The 20,407-nt window shown below is 36.4% G+C and carries 20 protein-coding genes and 1 pseudogene; 1 reads left to right on the forward strand and 20 read right to left on the reverse strand.

From position 1 onward, the window contains the following. Positions 1-265: 265 nt before the first annotated feature. From BK120_RS30125 to BK120_RS30155, 7 genes are all read right to left on the reverse strand, one after another. A complete protein-coding gene (locus BK120_RS30125; RefSeq protein WP_076271203.1) occupies positions 266-1,318 on the reverse strand; it encodes an LCP family protein in 1,053 nt (350 codons plus the stop codon). A gap of 146 nt (positions 1,319-1,464) precedes the next feature. Next, entirely contained in the window at positions 1,465-2,649 is a 1,185-nt protein-coding gene (locus BK120_RS30130) for a M15 family metallopeptidase (protein WP_076271204.1), read from the reverse strand. Between the two features lie 33 nt (positions 2,650-2,682). Beyond that, positions 2,683-3,384: a TraX family protein gene (locus BK120_RS30135; protein WP_076271205.1), complete on the reverse strand. Its 702-nt coding sequence runs from the start codon at positions 3,382-3,384 to the stop codon at positions 2,683-2,685. 651 nt (positions 3,385-4,035) lie between these two features. Next, positions 4,036-4,218, reverse strand: coding sequence for a hypothetical protein (locus BK120_RS30140; protein ID WP_076271206.1), 183 nt, complete (start codon positions 4,216-4,218; stop codon positions 4,036-4,038). A 90-nt stretch (positions 4,219-4,308) separates the two neighbouring features. Further along, positions 4,309-4,494 (reverse strand): hypothetical protein, encoded by a 186-nt coding sequence (locus BK120_RS30145; RefSeq protein ID WP_076271207.1) that lies wholly within the window; start codon positions 4,492-4,494, stop codon positions 4,309-4,311. A 44-nt stretch (positions 4,495-4,538) separates the two neighbouring features. After that, complete coding sequence (locus BK120_RS30150; RefSeq protein ID WP_076271208.1) at positions 4,539-4,739, reverse strand: hypothetical protein; 201 nt, start codon at positions 4,737-4,739, stop codon at positions 4,539-4,541. A 164-nt stretch (positions 4,740-4,903) separates the two neighbouring features. Continuing rightward, entirely contained in the window at positions 4,904-5,392 is a 489-nt protein-coding gene (locus BK120_RS30155) for a DNA-methyltransferase (RefSeq protein WP_256711073.1), read from the reverse strand. 291 nt (positions 5,393-5,683) lie between these two features. Between BK120_RS30155 and BK120_RS30160 the strand changes: the two genes are divergently transcribed. Beyond that, positions 5,684-6,037, forward strand: a complete 354-nt coding sequence (locus BK120_RS30160) for a hypothetical protein (RefSeq protein WP_076271210.1) — start codon at positions 5,684-5,686, stop codon at positions 6,035-6,037. A gap of 186 nt (positions 6,038-6,223) precedes the next feature. Here the strand turns inward: BK120_RS30160 and dcm are convergent, their stop codons facing one another. The 13 genes and pseudogenes from dcm to BK120_RS30225 all read right to left on the reverse strand — a co-directional run bounded on the left by dcm (position 6,224) and on the right by BK120_RS30225 (position 19,808). After that, complete coding sequence (gene dcm, locus BK120_RS30165; RefSeq protein WP_083682645.1) at positions 6,224-7,216, reverse strand: DNA (cytosine-5-)-methyltransferase; 993 nt, start codon at positions 7,214-7,216, stop codon at positions 6,224-6,226. A gap of 540 nt (positions 7,217-7,756) precedes the next feature. Then, positions 7,757-8,143 (reverse strand): annotated as a pseudogene (locus tag BK120_RS30170) (manganese catalase family protein); the annotation flags it as partial. A 167-nt stretch (positions 8,144-8,310) separates the two neighbouring features. After that, positions 8,311-9,837 (reverse strand): UvrD-helicase domain-containing protein, encoded by a 1,527-nt coding sequence (locus tag BK120_RS30175; RefSeq protein WP_256711074.1) that lies wholly within the window; start codon positions 9,835-9,837, stop codon positions 8,311-8,313. Continuing rightward, positions 9,830-11,593, reverse strand: a complete 1,764-nt coding sequence (locus BK120_RS30180; protein ID WP_076271213.1) for an ATP-dependent nuclease — start codon at positions 11,591-11,593, stop codon at positions 9,830-9,832. The genes BK120_RS30175 and BK120_RS30180 overlap by 8 nt, the downstream gene beginning before the upstream one ends. A gap of 122 nt (positions 11,594-11,715) precedes the next feature. Then, positions 11,716-12,810, reverse strand: coding sequence for a PIN domain-containing protein (locus BK120_RS30185; RefSeq protein ID WP_076271214.1), 1,095 nt, complete (start codon positions 12,808-12,810; stop codon positions 11,716-11,718). A gap of 129 nt (positions 12,811-12,939) precedes the next feature. Next, the gene (locus tag BK120_RS30190; RefSeq protein ID WP_076271215.1) at positions 12,940-13,704 is read right to left on the reverse strand and encodes a restriction endonuclease; all 765 of its coding nucleotides are present in this window, start codon (positions 13,702-13,704) and stop codon (positions 12,940-12,942) included. A gap of 441 nt (positions 13,705-14,145) precedes the next feature. Beyond that, positions 14,146-14,412: a colicin E3/pyocin S6 family cytotoxin gene (locus BK120_RS30195; protein ID WP_076271216.1), complete on the reverse strand. Its 267-nt coding sequence runs from the start codon at positions 14,410-14,412 to the stop codon at positions 14,146-14,148. A gap of 436 nt (positions 14,413-14,848) precedes the next feature. Beyond that, a complete protein-coding gene (locus BK120_RS30200; protein WP_076271217.1) occupies positions 14,849-15,790 on the reverse strand; it encodes a hypothetical protein in 942 nt (313 codons plus the stop codon). A gap of 183 nt (positions 15,791-15,973) precedes the next feature. Further along, positions 15,974-16,615 carry a DUF1643 domain-containing protein gene (locus tag BK120_RS30205; RefSeq protein ID WP_076271218.1) on the reverse strand — a complete coding sequence of 214 codons (642 nt, stop codon included), beginning with the start codon at positions 16,613-16,615 and terminating at the stop codon, positions 15,974-15,976. A gap of 548 nt (positions 16,616-17,163) precedes the next feature. Then, the gene (locus tag BK120_RS30210; RefSeq protein WP_218639608.1) at positions 17,164-17,940 is read right to left on the reverse strand and encodes a GIY-YIG nuclease family protein; all 777 of its coding nucleotides are present in this window, start codon (positions 17,938-17,940) and stop codon (positions 17,164-17,166) included. 309 nt (positions 17,941-18,249) lie between these two features. After that, a complete protein-coding gene (locus BK120_RS30215; RefSeq protein ID WP_076271219.1) occupies positions 18,250-18,951 on the reverse strand; it encodes a DNA-methyltransferase in 702 nt (233 codons plus the stop codon). Positions 18,952-19,270: 319 nt separating this feature from the next. After that, positions 19,271-19,480: a hypothetical protein gene (locus BK120_RS30220; RefSeq protein WP_076271220.1), complete on the reverse strand. Its 210-nt coding sequence runs from the start codon at positions 19,478-19,480 to the stop codon at positions 19,271-19,273. Next, positions 19,470-19,808, reverse strand: a complete 339-nt coding sequence (locus BK120_RS30225) for a YolD-like family protein (RefSeq protein WP_076271221.1) — start codon at positions 19,806-19,808, stop codon at positions 19,470-19,472. Before BK120_RS30225 ends, BK120_RS30220 begins: the two co-directional genes overlap by 11 nt. Positions 19,809-20,407 lie beyond the last annotated feature (599 nt).

Here is a 20,407-nt window from a genome sequence, read left to right on the forward strand (position 1 = left end):
ACAAAAAAACGAGCCTCTATAATCTCTTCAAAGACACGTTTAGCTTTTAGGGTACAAAATTTGTAGCGATAATTCAGAGTATCAGTTTTTCCCTCCGTTCTTTATTCTTACTGAGATACGATTCACATTTCTTACATTATGTTTAATTTTAAAACGACTCTATGTTCATGAATATTATCGGTCCCAAGAGCTGTCCCCAAGATACTACACCGGTTAAATTGCTATTTTCGTCAACGACGGATACTACATAAACAAATTCTCCTTCTTAGTTTGTTTCTATTATTCCTATTCGTCTGGATAGATTTTTCGAAACGGATAATTCATTTAGACCTGCCTGGGTCCTGATTTGATTTATAGCCTGTAAAAGGCTTTTTTTACCCAGATAAATATAAGGGCTATTCCAGGTACTCTCTAACTCAATGGAATTAATATTGTCAGGTTTGATTTTGTTAAAGTTCAACAATAAACTACGTAACTTTTCCTTTTCAAAATCGGTTTTTATATTATCGCCAACGATAGTTAACAAATTGTTCAGTTGAGTCAATCCGTTCAAGGTCCCTATTTGTTCAAGCAGCTTATTAATAACTTGTTTTTGTCTTTGGTTCCTCTCCAAATCGGATGATTCCGCTGTTCCTTTGTTCGACTTCCGGTATCTAACAAAATCTAACACTTCTTTTCCGTTTAGCAGATGATTTCCAGCAACTAAATTGATATTCGTGCCGTCTACGCTATCTGTATACCGCATATCCATATCGACCAATAGTTCAAGACCACCAAGTTCATCTACAACGTCTCTTAGACCTTGAAAGTTAATCAAAAGCGCATAATCAATTGGTACATCTATAAGTTCGCTAATGAAACCTTTGGTTTTCTCAAGTGCGGTAGTTTTATCCTGATTGTAGAAATAAGGATACAAATAATTGACTTTTCGTGTCCCTAGTTGCTCTGACATTATCTTCAAATCGCGTGGGAGCGACATTAATGTGGCTTGCTTCGCGTCTGGATTAAAGGAAGCAATCATTATGGCATCCGTATTCATACTTCCCAACTCGGCACGGTTATCTACACCTATTAATAAAAATGACATAGGATGCAGGATATCGCCTGTTTCATCGACATTATTTCCATTCACTTGATATGTATTAATTGATAGTGGATTCTCTTTTGAAGTTACCGTTATTTGCTCGAGAGTTTGATCTACTTTTTGATAAAAGTAAGTAAAATAGATGCCGGCTCCTAAAATCAATGCAACGATGTTAAATTTCATTATATGAATCCATACTCTTTTATTTTCATTTGAATTTTGTTTTGACTTCATATTACCTCCATTTTCAGTCGTAAATATTAGAGTCAATACACATATAACATACAGTGTATATACTCCATAAATAGACAAGAACTTTCTTTCTACTAGATGTTATTTATTTTTGATTTGATAAAAAAGTTCGCGATCTTGCGCAGACTTCAATCTACAATTTGTTGAGGGGTTGAGCTAAAAATACTTGTCAATAAAAATTTACCGTCGCTACTCTTCTCCTTCGTTTCTTGTCTTGCCTGTAAATCGTTAAAATGCCACCATTCAGATGCAACTGGTGATAAGCCGGCCTTCGTACAATAATTTTGTAATATGATAGCTGATTCATTCATCGATTCAGCATAAGTTGCGCTCTTCCATGCCGTTGATGAGTTTGCCGGAACCTTTGTTTTATAAATTGCAGATGCAGCACTCAATTCGTGAATGAAAGTTGGCATTGTATACTCCGTATATTCAGTTATTTGAGTAATAATAAAATCACCGATTAGTATTTCATCCACAGTATCGATCTTAATTAGGCTGACATCGATGGAATACCCCACTTGATGATTGGATACTCCATCGACAATAAACCAGGACATATTCCATGGTGGAACGTTAAGACCTTTTTTCACATCAGGATCTTCACTTGCTAGTTTGGCTAATCCATCTACAATCGCTTTCTGTACGGAATAAGGTCGGAATGCTTCATAAATCTTTAAGGAGTTACCTTCGTTTAATGCCAATTTCTGTGCTACATGTATTCTCTTGGACATGGAGTAGAGAACAGGCATAATGTACTCCTCTTTTTCAAGTCTCTCGTTATAGGATTTGCTCGTGTATAACGCGATATCGGTAATTTCCGGAATGTCTTTACCGGAAGACTTGAATTTAGAAGCGTAGGTATTTGTATTGTCATATACTATGGAAGGTATGACATCAGGCAAATTAATAAAGCAATATTTATGTTCCAGCCAACCGACAGAGTTGTTCGTTCTTACATACCACCATTCTTCTCTTTCCTTGAGGATTTCAAAGGCATATCCAGCTGGTAGCAACTCTATCGTTTCAGCCCCCGTATTTTCTTCAAACTTCAGTTCCAAAGCTACTGAGGTGAACCCTGTTGCCCCAATAACAGGCAATTCGAGATCGCCTGAAAATCGTTCACCTTCGATTGGCTTAATTACGGGGCTCTCAGATGGTGATGTTGAGGGGCTGGTAAGCACAATATCGCTGGCTTCATTAGAGTTTGTATTAGATAAAGTCGAGTTAAATACATTTGAACAGCCTGATAGCATTATAATCAAAAGGATAGTTAGAATGAGTACCATTCTACTCGATGCATGAATACGCATATGTTTAACCTCTTTCTTTTTGAATCATTACAATTAAAATATGTGATACTTTAGGATATATAGCGCAATTAAATGCACAGGATAGAACACATAAAACCCCCATTTGTTTAGATTTGAATGACTCCCTTTTTTACCGTTGTACATCACAAGTAAAGGAATAACTAATAGAATGCCGAATCGATAGATGTAGTCTGGCCCTAGATTAATAATTGGAATAAAATAAAAAATCGTGCCTATTGTAACGAAACTTACCATTTGCAGCTGGAACCGTCCTCTAAAGATGCCAAAGAAGACAATCCAAAGTACGGCAATGAAATTCCAATCAGAAGTCCAAGCCATCATACAGCATAAAAGAACTGAAAATATTCTTAGTATTAGCGGAAACTTAGATTGTTGAATGGCAAACAATGCAACTAAACCCATAAGTAACCCCCAAATGACACTGGTTGATTTCCACCAAGGTAAATCAAAATATAAATCAAAAGGGAGATGAGAAATGACTGCAAAGATAGCAAGTCTCGTAATATATTTCTTTATGTTAGACGTATAAAAATAACCTTCTGCGATCAAATAACACATAATTGGTGCTGCAAGTCTTCCAAACGTATGGATAATGATATCTAGAGTCGTGCCTTTTGGAACAAGCCAACTAGAAGTATGGTCTACCATCATAGCAACAATGGCTATAACTTTTAGTATGTTTACAGTAATTATTTTGTGACTACTCAATTGCATTCTTTTTTCTCCATTTCTCTAGTATAAATCATTCATATTCCAGATTTTAATACTAAAGCAATTGATGGCATTTTCTTTGATGTTTGAATGACATTTCTAATACATTTCCCACACGGATTCTTCACAAATTGGATTTGCTCTTTTAAAAAATAAGCAACTTCATGCAAATTATAAATCAATTAATTCCACATGATGTGTGCGCCTCATAATAATTAAATTTTACAGCACAAAATTCAACAATAGTTGACGATTAGCTTAATCGTAATCACTTAGCCGCTGACTACCTTTAGTAGATAGATCAATTCTTGAGCAATATAAAAAAGCCACCCAAAGGGCAATGTCATTAAGTTAACATAAGAGTCAAGACCGGGAATAAAAATGGAATCAGAAACACCATGGGAAAAAGTCCTGTGCCGTTACTTTTTTAATACAATTATTATGAAAAAAGGGTACAGCAAACAAGCGGACGGAAGATCCGATTAAAAAAATGTTCATTGCTACTCTGTGGACGAAGCTAACTGCTGATTTATAACGGATTTTGCGCGTATTCTGCTGCCCTGGGCGAAAGGGTCGAATCGGCAAAATGTTTTTGCGAATCAGTGCTTCAACATCGGGTGGGGGTTTATCGTCTCTCGAGCGCAGGAAGTGTCATTAAACGTGAACAGCAACCGTGAAGTTGACCTGGTACTGGTGCTGTTTATCTTTTTGGGAAATGACGACTTGCGAGGTCATCATTTCAGGAAAATTGTACATGATCAATCTTGAGAAAATCTCTTGAGTGACGGACTCTCGTCTTTTTGCATGAAAATCTTTGATGGGAGAACGATCAACCATAGCCGCCAGCGTTCTCCCCTCGTTGCTTAGCCTTCGTGGCTGAACAATGGCATCCACGTAAAGTCTATTGCAGAGGTCATAGGCAGCGTTCTAATGCAGAAGGTTATAGCCTCTCGTGTTCGGTTGGCTCTGAAAATAGGCGTCCCTATCCGCAGGGTTCGTTGCAATATGCAAATCCGAACCGTCAATGGCAAGCAAACGATACCCGCGATAGTTCTTGAGATTCGTATACAATTGCGTAAATTTGTGAAACAAGAACTCCACAGCAGTCGGCAAGATTTTCTCCCCTTGTTGAACATATGCAGAAATGGTTGCGGTGTTTACGTCATAGCCCTGCGATTCCAAGAGTTCCTTGTATAGGCTATTGCCGCCCATAGAAATAAGTGTTGCATAACTGTTTCAAAGGGCAACTTTTCCTTGCGGGTAAAATCAGGGTTTTGGACATAAGGTGCTGGTGCAGCTGACATTTCTCGTATGAGGGATGTCAGCGTTTTTTTTAGCGAATTTGCGTACTCATTCATGGGCGAAACCTCCTCGTTTTTTTAAGGGGCTTCGTCACACATTTCCATATACGTGTCAAGTCCAAAAAAAAGAGCACACTATCAGATTGGCATTCTCATTAATATTGTTAAGATAAAGTTCTACGAACTATTCACTAGTTTCTAGCTATCACTTACTTATTATTTCACGCCTTTTGTATCCTTTTCATTGCAACATCATACCATGTTGGATCAATTTCAAAAGCCATCCAAGATCGATGTGTCAAAATAGCTGCTTCCTCAGCAACGCCACTACCTGCAAAATAATCGACTATTAACTCTCCAGGCTCACTACTATTAACCATCATTTCCTTTAACAACTCTACAGGCTTTTCCGTAGGATGTATGGTTTTATTACCAAGAATGCGTGGTATGCGCCAGATATCTGTCTGCTTTCGTGTTGAGATCCGTCTGACACGTTTATCTCCTTTTACAGCAAAGATGATAAATTCGTGACGATAACGATACTGCCATCCAAGACCCATATGCTCTTTATCCCATACAATACAGTTCTTTACTATGAATCCTGCATTACGCAACCAGATCACCATGTCTGCATACATTCTCCAATCAATACAGACATAAATATGTCGTCCTGGCTTGAGAACTCTGTAGGCTTGAAAAATCCATTGCATACAAAAACGCTTGTATTCCACCGGTGAAAGCTTATCGTTCTCTATGATATTAAATCTTGGCTTTTCGTTTTCGTTTGTGTTGTCCCACCAAATCTTAAGTTATATGGTGGATAACACGAAGAGACGGCAGCCGGTGAAGGCTGCCGTTTTCTCGTGTTCAAAATAGGTTCCATGAATTTTAGAACTATCCAAGGGTATTCTGTAGGTTTATTATTTAAACAGAATAAGGAACGATTGATAAATGTTAAGAGATACCCCGAGGAATATTATCTGGTTCATCAGGAGGCATTTATGATAACAAAGAAAATACTTGTTGGACTAATATCTTCGTTTGTTATAACAGCTTTATTTTCAATACTAGCCTCTTCTCCAAAAAGCTTAATTCTTTCAAATATTCCATGGTTGTTTATGTATATAGCGCCATGTGTCCTGCTGTATGGTATACCAGCGTCTATTGTATCTGATAATCTAGGAAAGAAAACAAAATATCCAATATTAGCTTCACTATTGCTTCATGTTTTGTCAGCTTCGCTTTTCATTGTCTTTAGTGTTTCTTTCATGTTAATATCCATTGGCTCCTCGATATTATTTTTTTCGATCGGTGTAACTTTGGATTTTTTAAGAAAGAAAACCCCTATACTATAAGTTTGGATTACTAGAGCCCATTTTTTAAAAGATAAACAGGATGCACTTCACGCTCTTCACAGTATCAATTAATTATAACTATTAATGGTGAACCGTATCATTTGTCATTACGCTAACGGGACACGATAGTTCAATAAAAACATAGAAGCAGCCAATCATAATGATCGGCTGCTTTACTCAAGTACATTAAATGCTGAAGGAATCCATCAATCGTTTACCGATTTCATAAGCAACTCGGCTCGTTACAGCATTGCCTGCCATTTTATATAATTGGGAATCGCTTATCCCATATCCTTTGAGTGTATAAAACCAATCGTCCGGAAAAGACTGCAGTCGAAAACATTCAAGAGGTGTTAGTTTGCGAATACGATAACCATCATAGATTCCATGTTTGTCCTGTGCTGTTAGCGTAAAAGATGGTTCCCCTAGCTCCTTAAATCGACGTCCGTTCTGCCTTTTCTCTTCGCGGTCAGGTGTTAATACAGCCATGGGTTCCATGACCCCTGTACGCGCTTGATTGGCTCCTAATCCTTTGAAATAACTTGCATCTAAACAAGCAGCTTCCCCTGTTTCGTTGACACCTGTCTTTTGTGATACATTAACTAAAATTTTGTTACCTTCACCCTTATTCGTTGTAAGTGTCGGCGCTAGTCCGTTTGCAGAAATGACTTGGCCATTCATACCTCTTCCGCTCGGATTTACATTTCCAGCGATCATAACCTTAGAAGCTATTGTTTTAGAGTCTTTAGCAGGCTTGTTGTTTTCTTCTCTGAAAGGAAATATTTTTTCTCCACTTGATCCTCTAAGACTTGCGACAGTGAAGACACGTTCTCTGTTTTGTGGCACATAGGCCGAGCTGTTAAGCACACACCACTCTCCCACGTACCCCAACTCATCCAGCGTTCCGATGATAGTCTCGAACGTTCTCCCTTTGTCATGACTGAGGAGTCCTGTGACGTTTTCAAGGAGTATAAATTCAGGTTTGAGAATAGATGCGAACCTGATGATCTCAAAGAATACTGTCCCTCTAATAGCGTCATTAAATCCTTCACGCTTTCCAGCAATGGAGAAAGCCTGGCAAGGAAATACGGCAACGATTCCTTGAATTGGTCCTCGTTCTCTTCCCAGAAGTCGAATATGGTCATCTGTGACGGATCTGACATCATAAGCACTCCACATCCTTTCGTTTGGATCATGTAAGATTTTAAAACTCTCGTGAGTAGGTTGTTTTTTGGGAGATCCACACGTTAGGCAGATTGTGTAATACTTTTTTTAGGATGAGCTTCAAGCTGCGTGAATGTTTGGCATGTTTCGCATTTTGTACCACATTCCGCATATCCCACACATTTCATTCCAGCCTGCATAAGTCCAAATCCCATTCTAATGCCGGTATCTGATGTTCTCTCGTTAAGAACAAAACGTTGATACGCCCAAAAGGGTTGAACGACCTCGTACGTCCTTCGGTTTACTTCATTCCATCTAAGTCGGTTTACTTACAACTCTTCTGTATACACCGCTGCATATAAGCGTATAGCTGAAATTCCGCTTAGCTCCCGATGGACTTGTGAGATCAATCAAATTGTAGGTTTAGCGGATGAGTTACTCTGGCAAAAGAAAGAGCGATAATAAATAGCCGTTCCACCACGCTATCCCGCCTGTTAGCTTAAGATCAACAGTCAGCAAAAAACCTCCCCGCAGCACCCTGCAGAGAGGTTCCCTCTAATAAAATATCTTCTCATCCCGCTTTTCTTTAAGTATCTCAACCGCTTCCCGAAACCGCAGCGAATGGATAATCTCCCGCTCCCGCAGAAACTTCAAACTGTCCTGCAGATCGACGTCATCCGTCATGTCAATAAGCCATTGATACGTCGCTCTCGCCTTCTCTTCTGCCGCAATATCCTCATAGAGATCCGCAATTGGATCGCCTTTCGCTTGAATATAGGTAGCCGTAAACGGTACGCCACCTGCGTTCTCATAAAACAAAGCGCTGTCGTGGGCCACATAATGAGCACCTAGACCAGCAGCCTTTAACTGCTCAGGCGTTGCATCTTTTGTCAATTTATATATCATTGTAGCAATCATTTCCAAATGAGCAAATTCGTTGGTACATCATATTTGTAGGTGATGTTTCTCCCATATCGTTCAGCAGAACATTAACCTCCAGAACTGCGGAATCATCTCTATTCCAAAAGATCGAAACCTTGTAATTTTTCTTCTTTAAGATCAGTTTTCCGGATAATTTTTTAGTTTGTTTATTAGAATTAATTATTTCTTTATAACTTATACTCAATAAGCTTTTTTATATCCGTAATATTTTCTTGTTTTGCAACCTCCTGTAGATAATTAAAATAATCTGTATTGTCATTAAACATAATGAACTTTTCTTTCGCTCTGGTTATACATACATAATGATTTTGTTTATTTTTATTGCTTTGAATTTCGTAATACCTAGAAAAACTAATTACTTGATCAAACTCTAAGCCCTTTGAAGCGAATACAGTCATTACTTTATGTTTTTTCTCATTGATTTGAAAAGCCATCTTGAATTCGTCTTCATTGATACTCTTGAAGAATTTCAAAACCTCATCGATACTAATGGTAATACCTAAAAATGTCGCTAAGCTTGATAGAATTTTACTCACCAATCCCTGTGACAACTGGTCATTATTTTCTAGTTCTTTTATAATCTTATAAACTTCATTTCTAGTCTGGCTTCTTTCGTCAATTCCAGTCTTCTCAATAAAATCATAAATAGAATAAACAGGGTTCTTCGTAAATAAAGCAAGTTCCCACAACAGACCACTATTTGGAAGTCCGTCTTCGATAGGAGTTTTAGGAATAAAAACAAAATCATACCCAGCTTGATTTAATAACTCAGCAATCTTTCGAGCATCGTTATTAATGTTAGCTATTATTGTTATTTCTTTTTTTATATCCAATTTAGATTGATCGATTAAGTCTTCGAACTCATCTACAAAACCAACAAAATTCCAACGACCATTACAACTATATTCCTTTATTATTACGTTTTTCACGTCACTATTTACATTTTGATAGTATTTTGGATTATGAAAAATATTTGCGAAGTTTTCTATTTCTTTATGGCATCTAAAATTCTTAACAAGTTCATATCTTTTAAAATTTTCTTTTGCTAATAATTGAAAGATATCTTCTTTTGCACCTCTCCATAAATATATTGCCTGTTTCGAATCACCCACGATAAACAAATTGATATTAAGTTTATTCTTCAAATACATAAAGAATCGATGCATATCCTCGTCTGAATCTTGGTATTCATCAATGAAAATAGAAGCATATTTAAATTTAATATATTCTTGTGCTGCAATAGAAGATTCTAGAACTTTCAATGCAAGTTTAAAATTAAAGTTCTTCTTAATATCTCTAAAACTACCCAATATCTTATCAACTTTTAATTGTTCCAATCCCACTTCAAAATCTTGAAATTTATAATTATTTCCATACTCTATTGTATAACTGCCGTCATAATCCACACTGATAGCATCCTTAATAAACGGTCGTATGATTTCATGTTCAATGAAAGAATCATTTGTCATAACAACGAAAGGCTTGTTAACCTGTTCTGACGCCTTTCTTCTTATTTCCTTTGTTGCTTTAACAGTAAATGTAACTGCTGCAATTGTACGATGATCATTTATTTTTTCAAGTTCAATCGCCATTTTTTTTACCATAATAGTTGTCTTTCCTGATCCAGCGCTTGCTGATACCATAATATTACCATTATCGGTCAAGATACCATCTCTTGCCGCTTTATCAATCAAGTTCATGGGGCACCAACTTTCTTAAGGCTTTAAAGAGAGGATGCTTTATAATTTTAACGCAATCATCTTTAGTTAACTCGTTTGTCAATTCGATCATATTCAATAATTTATGATCTTGGAGATATTTAATTGGATCAGGGCCTAGTAATTCCTTCATCCTTTTACCAATAGCATCAAAGAGATCATGTTCTAAATCAAGTTTCGAAAGATAAATATTCTTTTTTAATAATAGTGTTATTTTATCGCTATATTGTTTGTACAGTGCCACTTTTCTATCTTTTATCATTTTGTTTTTTCTTGATTGCGTCCATCTACCATTAGCAGTGAAATAATCAATTTCGACAGGATCTAGACTATCTACTTCTGACTCATTTGCTTCAAGATCTAAAAGATTTAAGCATCGCTGCAGACCTATTAGATCAAAAATTTTAGGGTGACCCTTTTTTGCTTTAAGATCATTATCCGTTTTTACAATCACAGTAATATTTAGAGCGCGAAGTACCTTGACATAAGGCCTAAATTTTATACCATATACATCTAAAATATAACCACCGTCTAATTCATATGTAGGATGAACCTCCTCTAGTATTTTTTCAAATAATACTTTTTCTGAAGGCCCTTCTACTAATAGAACTTTTTCAGCGAATAGAGCTGTTGATAATGATCTATTAAGTTCTTTTTTCACGTTTTTATACTCATTATCCACTTGATAAATGTACGATTCACTTTCTATATTTCCCTGAGAATATATCCTAATTAGCGATGCATTATCCATTTCGTACAGCAACTCAGATGAATGAGTTGACAGAAAAAAATAGTTATATACTTTTGAATTAAACAACTGTTTTGATAAAGCAATTTGCATGGATCTATGTAAGCTATTTTCAGGTTCTTCAATGAGATAAATAATAATTCTGTTTCCTTCTTGTGCTTTAATAAGGTGATTCAACAATGAGTATGCTAATATTTTCTTTCTACCATCACCAGATGTTGGATATATGTTATCATCATTATCCCTTTTAATATAAGGGATTAAATTCGAAAAATATCCGTTTATCGACAGTTCCGATTTCATCTCAATGTTAATATTTTCTGTTTTTAATTTTTTGTATTCTTCAGTGATTGTTGTCTGGAAAGTTTGAATTAAGTTCATGCTACTGATTTTCCCATTTAATTGCATTCCCAATTCTTTTATTTCATTTGATATCACAATATCATTATCATTAAGTTTCGTTTGGTCAAATAGCCTATTTTTATTTTTTTTGAATGTTGCTTCTAAATCTATAGTTGGGTCAACATAAACTATTTTGAATAACTTGTCTAAAACACTGATTATTCCATCTTGAGCTATCTCCTCAAGCTCATCAATCTTATTTCCCCAATATAATTTAGGTAGCCCTATACCCTCACTCTTGTCAAACACACCTTCTACTCGGAAATAAAAAGTGTCCAGTTCATCACTTGATCGTACTCCACCTACTTTGGAAATGACATTTTTAGTGTCATCGTTAGAAGTCCGATCTGACAAGTCAATACTAAGAGTAATTTTAATTATTTTATCTATTTGATTTTTAAAAAAATCAGTCTCTCTAAACCCATTTTTACGTATATCTCTGTCTAGTAAGAATCGAAGAGCATACATTAAGTTTGTTTTACCCATATCGTTCATACCAAAAATAACATTTTGATTTGCTAATATAATATCTGTTTTGATAAAATTCCTAAAATTCTCTACGCTTAAATGAGTAAGCTTCATAGTAACCTCCTGTGTAAATGAATTGTTTTCTTAATAATAATAGCTTTTCATATTTTTCTTTTTCCATAATTACTGTGCTAACTTTAATGCCATATGTCTTTTAATTGAGTTGAAATACCATACTAGTAACCTCTCTTCAATTGACTGATATCTAAAATCTCAAGATCATCTGGTTCACTGTCTGGTCTTATAGTAAAGGAGAACTGAATAATAATATTAATATCAGTCGAACCAACGTGATCATAGTTATCTTCATCACGATCTTGTCGCCCAGTATATGCATATAACTCAACATAGGTCTTCACATCAGCAAACCCATGAATCACTACATCACCCGACTCAATCTCAGTTTCAAAACTACTAATCTTTATATCATCGATAGCATACGTATCAGCATACTCAACTGTATAATCACGATTATTCGAAACTCGAATATCATAACCTTTATTTAATGTGAAATTGGAGATTTCATAATATATTGAGTCGTGGAAACGACGTCCCTGTAAGATTGATTCAATATAAGCATTTGTAATATTCAGGCTCTCTAACCAAATTGTAAGGCTTTTGTATTTCTCCTGCTCTCTCTCATGTCTCACTAGCACTTGGAAGAAATCTTCTCTGTTTTCAACAGCTTCTTTGACCGACTTGTATAACATAAACCTATTCGAATCTTCTGCCAATTCAGCATGAAGTGACTTTTTATCATCAGCGTAAAAATCGTTTACATTTTCTGTGATAAACAAGCAATTATCTAGATTCTTTTGCTCCGCTACTTCCACATACATCAACCATGTCAAACAGTCTCTGAACTCGTCCTTTCTCTCACTAAATGGTTTTTTCCGTTGTATAGCCCGTTCAACAACAATAGGCATAAGATGACCTGTGTTATCGTAAGGAATAATTTGAATAATTCCTTTTTCATTAAGTTCCCGATAAAAACAATCAAACTTCTCCAACAATGCATATTCATCAAGAGTTACTTCAGCAATCTTATCGTCATCGAGCAAGTGTTTATTTAATTCAATAATAGCTGTTTGTAGTGATTGCTTCTTTAATTTTAGATTGACCAAATATTTATTCCTTGTCTCTTCCAATACGATCTGAGAAATGTATAAATTGTTACCTGCCCACTCACAAAGATTAAGAAGACGTTTGTTATAGTATTTTTTCAAGAAAGGGTCCGTAAAAGTGACTGTCGTATCTAAAAAAATATTCACGAAAAAAAATCCTCCATTTCTTAATAATAATTCGCTAGTTCCCCTCTATTTCAATATCTAAGCTATTTAACCTTAGCAAGCTACCAGTGAAATATATGAACGAGTTAATTTTAAATTATCAGCGTGTTTTTATATCAAATCCATGGTATGGCGACATTGCGGAAAACTGGAACAACCATAAAACTCCCCACGTTTCCCAATACGTTTGACTAATAAGTAACCACATTGTGGGCATTCGAGATCGTCAGACTCCATAATCTGCTTGCTCACTGCGACTTCATTTTCAGGTTCTAGCTGTTGATTAATCTGTTTTGTATTTGGTGACGTCTGTTCAGGATTTATCGCCAAAATTAACTCAATCAGCTGCTGCCTCATGATCAAACGAACTCCGTTAGATTTAGCCAATGTGTAAGCCTGTTCTGTATAATCACTGTTGGTAACGACCCACGCCTCTGAAGCCCCGTAATGATTTAATGCAGTATGTACTTCTTGCACAGCCTTTAGACCAACATTTTTACTATAACGCTTCGCCTGTACCACTATTTTCTTTCCAGCTTTTAAGATGATTAAATCTGCACCATAATCACCGGAAGCCTGGGTAACTTCTACAACATAACCGTGGGCTTTAAATAAATGACCCAAATACTTCTCAAACTGTCGCCCCTCCATTTTATCGATTTTCGCAATACCGGATCTCTTTAAACGCTCGATTTGTGTCTGATTAATCGAGAAGATAATAACAGCGTAACCAGCAAAAATAACACCTGCAGCAATCCCTGCAACTACGATCGATTTCGTAAGTGAGTATACTACCCATCCAGCCCCAAGCATAAATAGGATCACAATTGTCTGCAAATGGTCTAACTCTTCCTTTTTTCTTCTGCGCTTAGCCATCTCTGTTAAGTTACCCCTTTGTCGTTTTTTGTTGACTTTGTCTATCAGATTCTGCAACAGGAAAATATACCCACAATGTAGTAGAATCTTACTATATTTTCGTTGGATTTGGAAGTATAGTATCTATTCATATATCTCTGGTGGCATACATGATTAGTATGGCAGACGATTTTAAAAATGGTTAATAAGTGAAGGATTAGCATTTCAATTCTGTGAATTTTTGCAGGTTTTACAAGTGTTAGTGTTTCACGTGACCGGCTAGAAGATGCGTGCTACTGGGCACGTGTTTAATAAAATAAGTAGTCTACTGCAGTGCCTGCTCATCCTTCTGTTATTTAACTATCGTTCCATTAGCGTAGAGATATAACAGACTGCTACCATACTAACCTGCCAGTTACTTCAATGGAGAACAGCTGATCATTTTGTTCTACTAATGTGCGATTAAATATTAATCGTACGCCCCTCCACTTTTCCTTTTGTTGGATGGTGATCTCCCTGTGGCGTCAATACGCCGATATGATACCCGTTTTTGTCGTATACCTCCACCTCTCCGTGAAGTGGGTCCTTGTGATAATAGCGACGTTTCTTTTTGTCTGTGTGAATCCACTCTTTTTTCCAACGATGGTTTGTCCGATGCAAAGCTAAGAATTCTACAACCGGATAGTCCTTAAAAGGGACCTCTCTCCAATTCCGTTCACTTTTTTCCATAAATATAAGCGCTCCTTTTCGAATGAAATGAAAAGAGCGCAGGAGATTATCTCCTGCGCTCTTCCGCCAAAATAACGGGAACAAAAAAAGCCCCAAGTGGCAGCTGTGAAGCCGTCACTTGGGGCAATTACTTACAGTGGCGAGAAAACACAAAAATTCACACCAACTTGTTCTTATTAGATTGAAGGATTATTTTATCTAAAATGAGAGCGCTTAAATTTGCAGAAACAAAAAAAGGGCTCTAGCAGCAGTCAATAATGACCGCCACTAGAGCCCTTTAAATATTTTAATATGAAGTCATTAGTCTTGTCCTTAAAAGAAGATAGAAAATACCTATTACCTGGATATGCTTTAAAAGCCTTATATACTTTTATAGATTGAACACTAATAAAATAGGAAGAAACCTTAAAAGTAGAATCAACCTAAATTATTAATATTATAAAATGTGAATCGAAATAAAATTTGTTCCCCAGCATGAAACAAAAAAAACAACCGTTTTTAGTCTGTTTTCAAAATTTTTACTTAAAAATCTCAAAATGTTTTTCTCCCCCCTACTTTTATTCTTATGTACATTTTGTTGTGTAGATCCGGAAATAAGGGCTTGCTGTCCTTCCGTTACCGGATCTTTGCCGTAACATTGCTCGATCGCCTCCCGTTGTCGATCACTTTTCAAAGCTGCTTTATGTAAACGCGTCTGAACAACAAGACCGTAATACAGGCGTTTGAGCTCTAGACTTAGTTTAATTTCTTGTTTATTTATAGTAATAGCCATTCGTTTCAAACTTTCACGCAGTTGCTCCGGATCTCGTTGTTCATTCGTATTTTGCAAACTCAAATATTCCCTTATCGCATCAACCCGATTTTTATCATTATTTCCATTTACGAATTTAATTCTCCGCCAGTCCCTGCGAATCCGACTAATGACATTAATCCGAATGTAGCGATAAAATCCCTTCTCCAGATCCACACGGGGAATAAACTCCGTTGCAATGTAACGATATATTTCATCTTCTTTATCTGATCGTGGAACATCAGCGACATCATTCCAGTAGGAAACAAGAGCAGATCGAACCATGTTGCGAAATTGAATTTTAAACTGACCATATTCGGCCGATGTTACCGTATTCTCACGGATAGCGGCTGCTATCCTCATTACTTCCTTCACTTCTAAATTCTTTAAATGCGCCGTCTCCATTTTCTTATCTGGAAAGTCTCCAAGTTCAACAATGAGCTTGGTTGTATAAATGTCATAGCCCTTCCTGAGTTGGCCATGTTTTTTCCGGATAAGAGAAAGCGCGCTTCGTTCGTCTACCGCTTGGACATCCTCCTGTACTTCTGTACCATCAAATAGAAAACCACGCACCTGAAACTTTTCCATTTTGCCCCCACTTTTCTGTTTGTACCTTACCTACTATCATTTTCATACGATCCATTCAAAAAGCAATATCTAGGAGTACTATTATTAATATTTTATTATGGCTGTAACGAAATTGTCTTAAAGTGAAACGGCCGAAATCCATAAGGACTCGGCCGTCTTTTTTAATTATGCCTATTTCTTTGTTTACTTCTGGTTAAGCAGACCTATAAGGTCACTCCTCGTCACGGACCGAATGGATGCATTAGTATATTTACCCCATGCAAAAATAGGTCGAGGATGTGGCACATACTTCAATGGCTTCCCCGAATTCATGAATTTTTTATCCTTAGAATTAAGTATTTCATAACACCTAATCTTCTTATATGCTTTTAAAATACTGTTTCTTCTTGAACTGTGGTTTAATTGTTGTAGCATCCCTAATTGACCTTTAATGCCCCAGCCTAAAAAAACTAGCTCTGATTCAGCTATGGCTTGTGAAATAAATTCCCAGTTTATTGCTTCAAATGCAAATTGCGATTGAGCAACCTTATTGCTTGACCCGCAAACAAAACTCGATACATTCACTACATAAATAGCGTTACATCCATTTTCTTTGGCAACATTGATTAGTTGGTCCACCGTCTTGTCAGATTGATTATGAGATGCCTTACTGGGGTTCATCATCATTGCTGTTAAGACATTCCCCCCCCTTGCCCATCGTTTTTCCAAAAAGTATCGGTTTGTTTTATATCTATTAAAGATAGCAACTCCATTAATTCCCACCCCATCAATGTCGTTAAAACATGGAAGTTTAAGTTTGTTAGCCAACTGCTCATACCATGACATTCCATTCCCCCCCTTTTTATTCTCTCACCTTAAATCAATAACGAAGAAGAAGATTAAAATCTCCGACAGACACTCGAGCTCTCCATATAACATTAATCATGAGAAGCGATATATTTAATGATTGAAAATTACTATTTGTGGCATTTTGAAATATTGGTTCGATTATTTGATTTGTATCAACGGAATAGCTGCAGACTACTCCTTTTTCACTTCAACAATTCGAACTATTCTTCCCGCTCGTATTATCAGGTCACCAGATCTTTCTCGTAGACCAAACCCAGCGCATTGGTGTACAGTGTGATTGAGACACTGAAAGAAAACGGACTGCGCCCGCTCGGGTACCACAAGTATCTATTTAATCAAACCGTAACTTCCAGATCTCCTAACTTCGAAAACGCTTAAACCCTGTATACCCGGTCCTCTTCCTTCCAGGATACCTGTCGCATGCCTTAATAATCATCGATCATACTCTGGCTCCCATATGACTACTAGGTGGGGCTTATTTAACGCTCACACTTAATGAAAAAGAGCAGCTGCCGTGACCCTTTTTATATAACAAGTTTCTTGGAAAAATAACTTGAATCTATTAATTGTTGATAGATTCCCAATGAATCAGACAAAAGAATCATTTTTAAAGCCATTTCGAACGGCATTCCCGAGTTCAATGAAAGTATTCTTACTGCATGTAGGAAATTCTCATGACCTTCAATAATAGGATCATTTGAAAGCTCCCTTAGAGAATATTTAGCTGTATATGGTGAAGGCTCAAACGATGTTAAAAATTTAATTATCTCATAACTCTCTTTTTTTGCTCTTTTTTGACCAGCAACATTCCCAGCGACGGCGTTCCAAGGTGGAAGTATCCCTTTTTTCATACGATATGTCTCAATTAAGATACCTTCAATAATTTTGAGTTCTTTTCTGAATCTATCTTGGGTAAAATCTCTAATGCTAAATTCATTAGGATCATAACCAAACCAATTATAAATATTATTTCTAGTTACTGCCTGACTCAGAGGTGATTGAACAAAAATTGAGAAACCTAGCTTTTCATTAGACTGAAAATAATCTTGGATCTTTTCATATTTACAGCTGGAAGGATCTACAGCAATTAATCCGTTATGTTGTTTAAACCGTTCAGTCAAGTCCACAGCTAACCCTATGTATAACAGTTCATTTGTGTAGTAATTCCAATAACTGTAGATACCTGAAGAAGCCCAGCCATAGCTATCTGTTGCCGAACACAGATCATCAAGAGCATAAGCAATCTGATTCATTTCATCTCTGCGATAAGCATCTAAAATAATAGTACCAAACACCACCATTGCCCCTTCTCTTTCTTATTGATTCAAATGCTCAATAAGTTCTTTGAATACAAAAATCTTACCACATTTTATCAATCTCAAATATCTCCAAGACCGATATGTTATGATGGCAGTCTCTTTAGCTACTCCACTAGCTGCAAATTCGCCTGGCTCGTTATTATTCTCAATCATCTCCTTAAACAACTCTTCTGTTGTGTATAAACCTGTATATATAGCTGTACAGCTGTATGTACAGGTTTCAAAATTAAAAGTGTGTTCATAAAAACTATAACAATCGAAAAAATTTTATGTAGATTCGTAATAAATAGATTAAGTTAATTTATGCTTCAACTCTAAAGAATTTTGTATTCGTTTTTTACTAACATCATACCAACTAAAATCAATTTCAAAAGCCATCCATGACCGACTTGTCATAATGGCAGCCTCTTCTGCTACCCCACTCCCTGCAAAAAAATCCACCATTAATTCCCCAGGCTCACTACTATTCACAATCATCTCTTTTAACAACTCTACAGGTTTTTCCGTAGGATGTATGGTCTTATTACCATGAATGCGCGTAATACGCCAAATATCTGTCTGTTTACGTGTTGAGATCCGTCTGACGCGTTTATCCCCTTTCACAGCGAAAATGATAAATTCGTGACGATAACGATATTGCCAACCAAGACCCATATGCTGTTTATCCCATACAATACAATTCTTGACTATGAATCCTGCATTACGCAACCAGATCACCATGTCTGCATACATCCTCCAGTCAATACAAACATAAATATGTCGTCCTGGCTTGAGCACTCTGTAAGCTTGAAAGATCCATTGCATACAAAAACGCTTGTATTCCACCGGTGAAAGCATGTCGTTCTCTATGATATTAAATCTTGGCTTTTTCGTTTTCGTTTGAGTTGTCCCACCAAATCTTAAATTATATGGTGGATCTGCTATCAATAAATCGACTGAATTATCCTCCAAATGTTTCTTTGAACCTTCAATACAGCTTTCGTTATATAACATCCTATTCCTCCTGATATATGTGTCTCTTATATTTAAATTCTATACCACGAATTGGAACAAGTGTTCTCTTTTTTTATAAAAAAAAAGCTATAGGATTTTCTCCCAAAGCTTTTAATTATCGGTCTCCTACTCTTATCCATACCCACCATAACGTTTTTACTCATCGATTTATGATACTAGATCTGATTTTTTCTAAAGTTATTTGATTTAAACAAAGAAAGCCACTCCTAAGAGTGGCTTATTAGTAATATGTTTAATTGGGTTGAAAGTTACATCTCATTCCCCCCATCGTACTCACTCAATTAATAGATGCTTACATTTAGAATTCGTTGAGAGGATTATTTTCTGCATCAAACTTTCCCTGATATAAATCGTCTAGCAAATGAGTGAGCATGATTTTCTTAGCAACCCACATGAGAATCATTCCACTGTCAATACTCTTTGCCTCATCATAACCATCAATTTTTAAGCGTAGTTGTTCAGCATTAAACTCAAGATGCTCAATTAGTTTGAGGCGATCAATGCTCAAGTTCAGCACCCTCTATATCCATAATTTCAAACCATTCCCCGTCAACCATGAATCGACCCTTCATCTGGTCCACTTTATCCACGATACCATTAACCTCTAGCTCCTCAAACTCATGGTACATCTTAATTTTGATTGCCTCTCGACGCTTCATGGATTCCGAAACAGCTCTTGAAATATCTTCCCATTCTTGTTCATCAAGGTGTATTCGAGTACGCTTTAGTCGTTCACGATCCCATACATTTAGTGCAGTTTTATGCTCAGGTAACATCATGCGTGACGATTCCCACATTCCATTTCCTTCGAGCTTCTTTCGTGATCCTGACGCCATTATTATCACCATCCCTATTATCTTGTTACTCATATTATATGCGAACATTAGTTCTTAAATACAGTCTTGATTTATTATTTCATTAAACTTAGGAGAATTTCTATGAATTGTTATATCAAGCAGGTTACTTAAATGTAGTAAATTAATAGTGAGGCAATCCATGAAGGAATTGCTATTGCTTTCGTCAAATACTATATTCCATGATCAAATGGTTGATTCTTTCCACTTTGTAGCAAAGAATGTCGTATTTTAATCCAACAATTATGATCAGAATATGGAGGAACACACATTGTTTAAATCCGGCTTCAAATTACATACCGACGCACACATATCAGCTGCCATTTTCAACAAAACAACTATCATAGCATGGCAAAATAGCGAAATAATTGATTTAGGTGGGATAATTGAAAAACAAGATGAGCATACAGTCACGATAAACGGAATGCACTACATAAAAGAGGTTTGTGAATTCAAAGTTCGGTAAGTCTTTTCTATATGCCTCTCACCATAATAAAGAGCATACTCCTTGAGTGAACCAGAAGTATGCTCTCTTTAAATTACATTACTGTATTCACCGTTTTCTCAGTTCTGCGACCATG

The sequence above is a fragment of the Paenibacillus sp. FSL A5-0031 genome (assembly GCF_001956295.1).
Lineage (GTDB): Bacteria > Bacillota > Bacilli > Paenibacillales > Paenibacillaceae > Pristimantibacillus.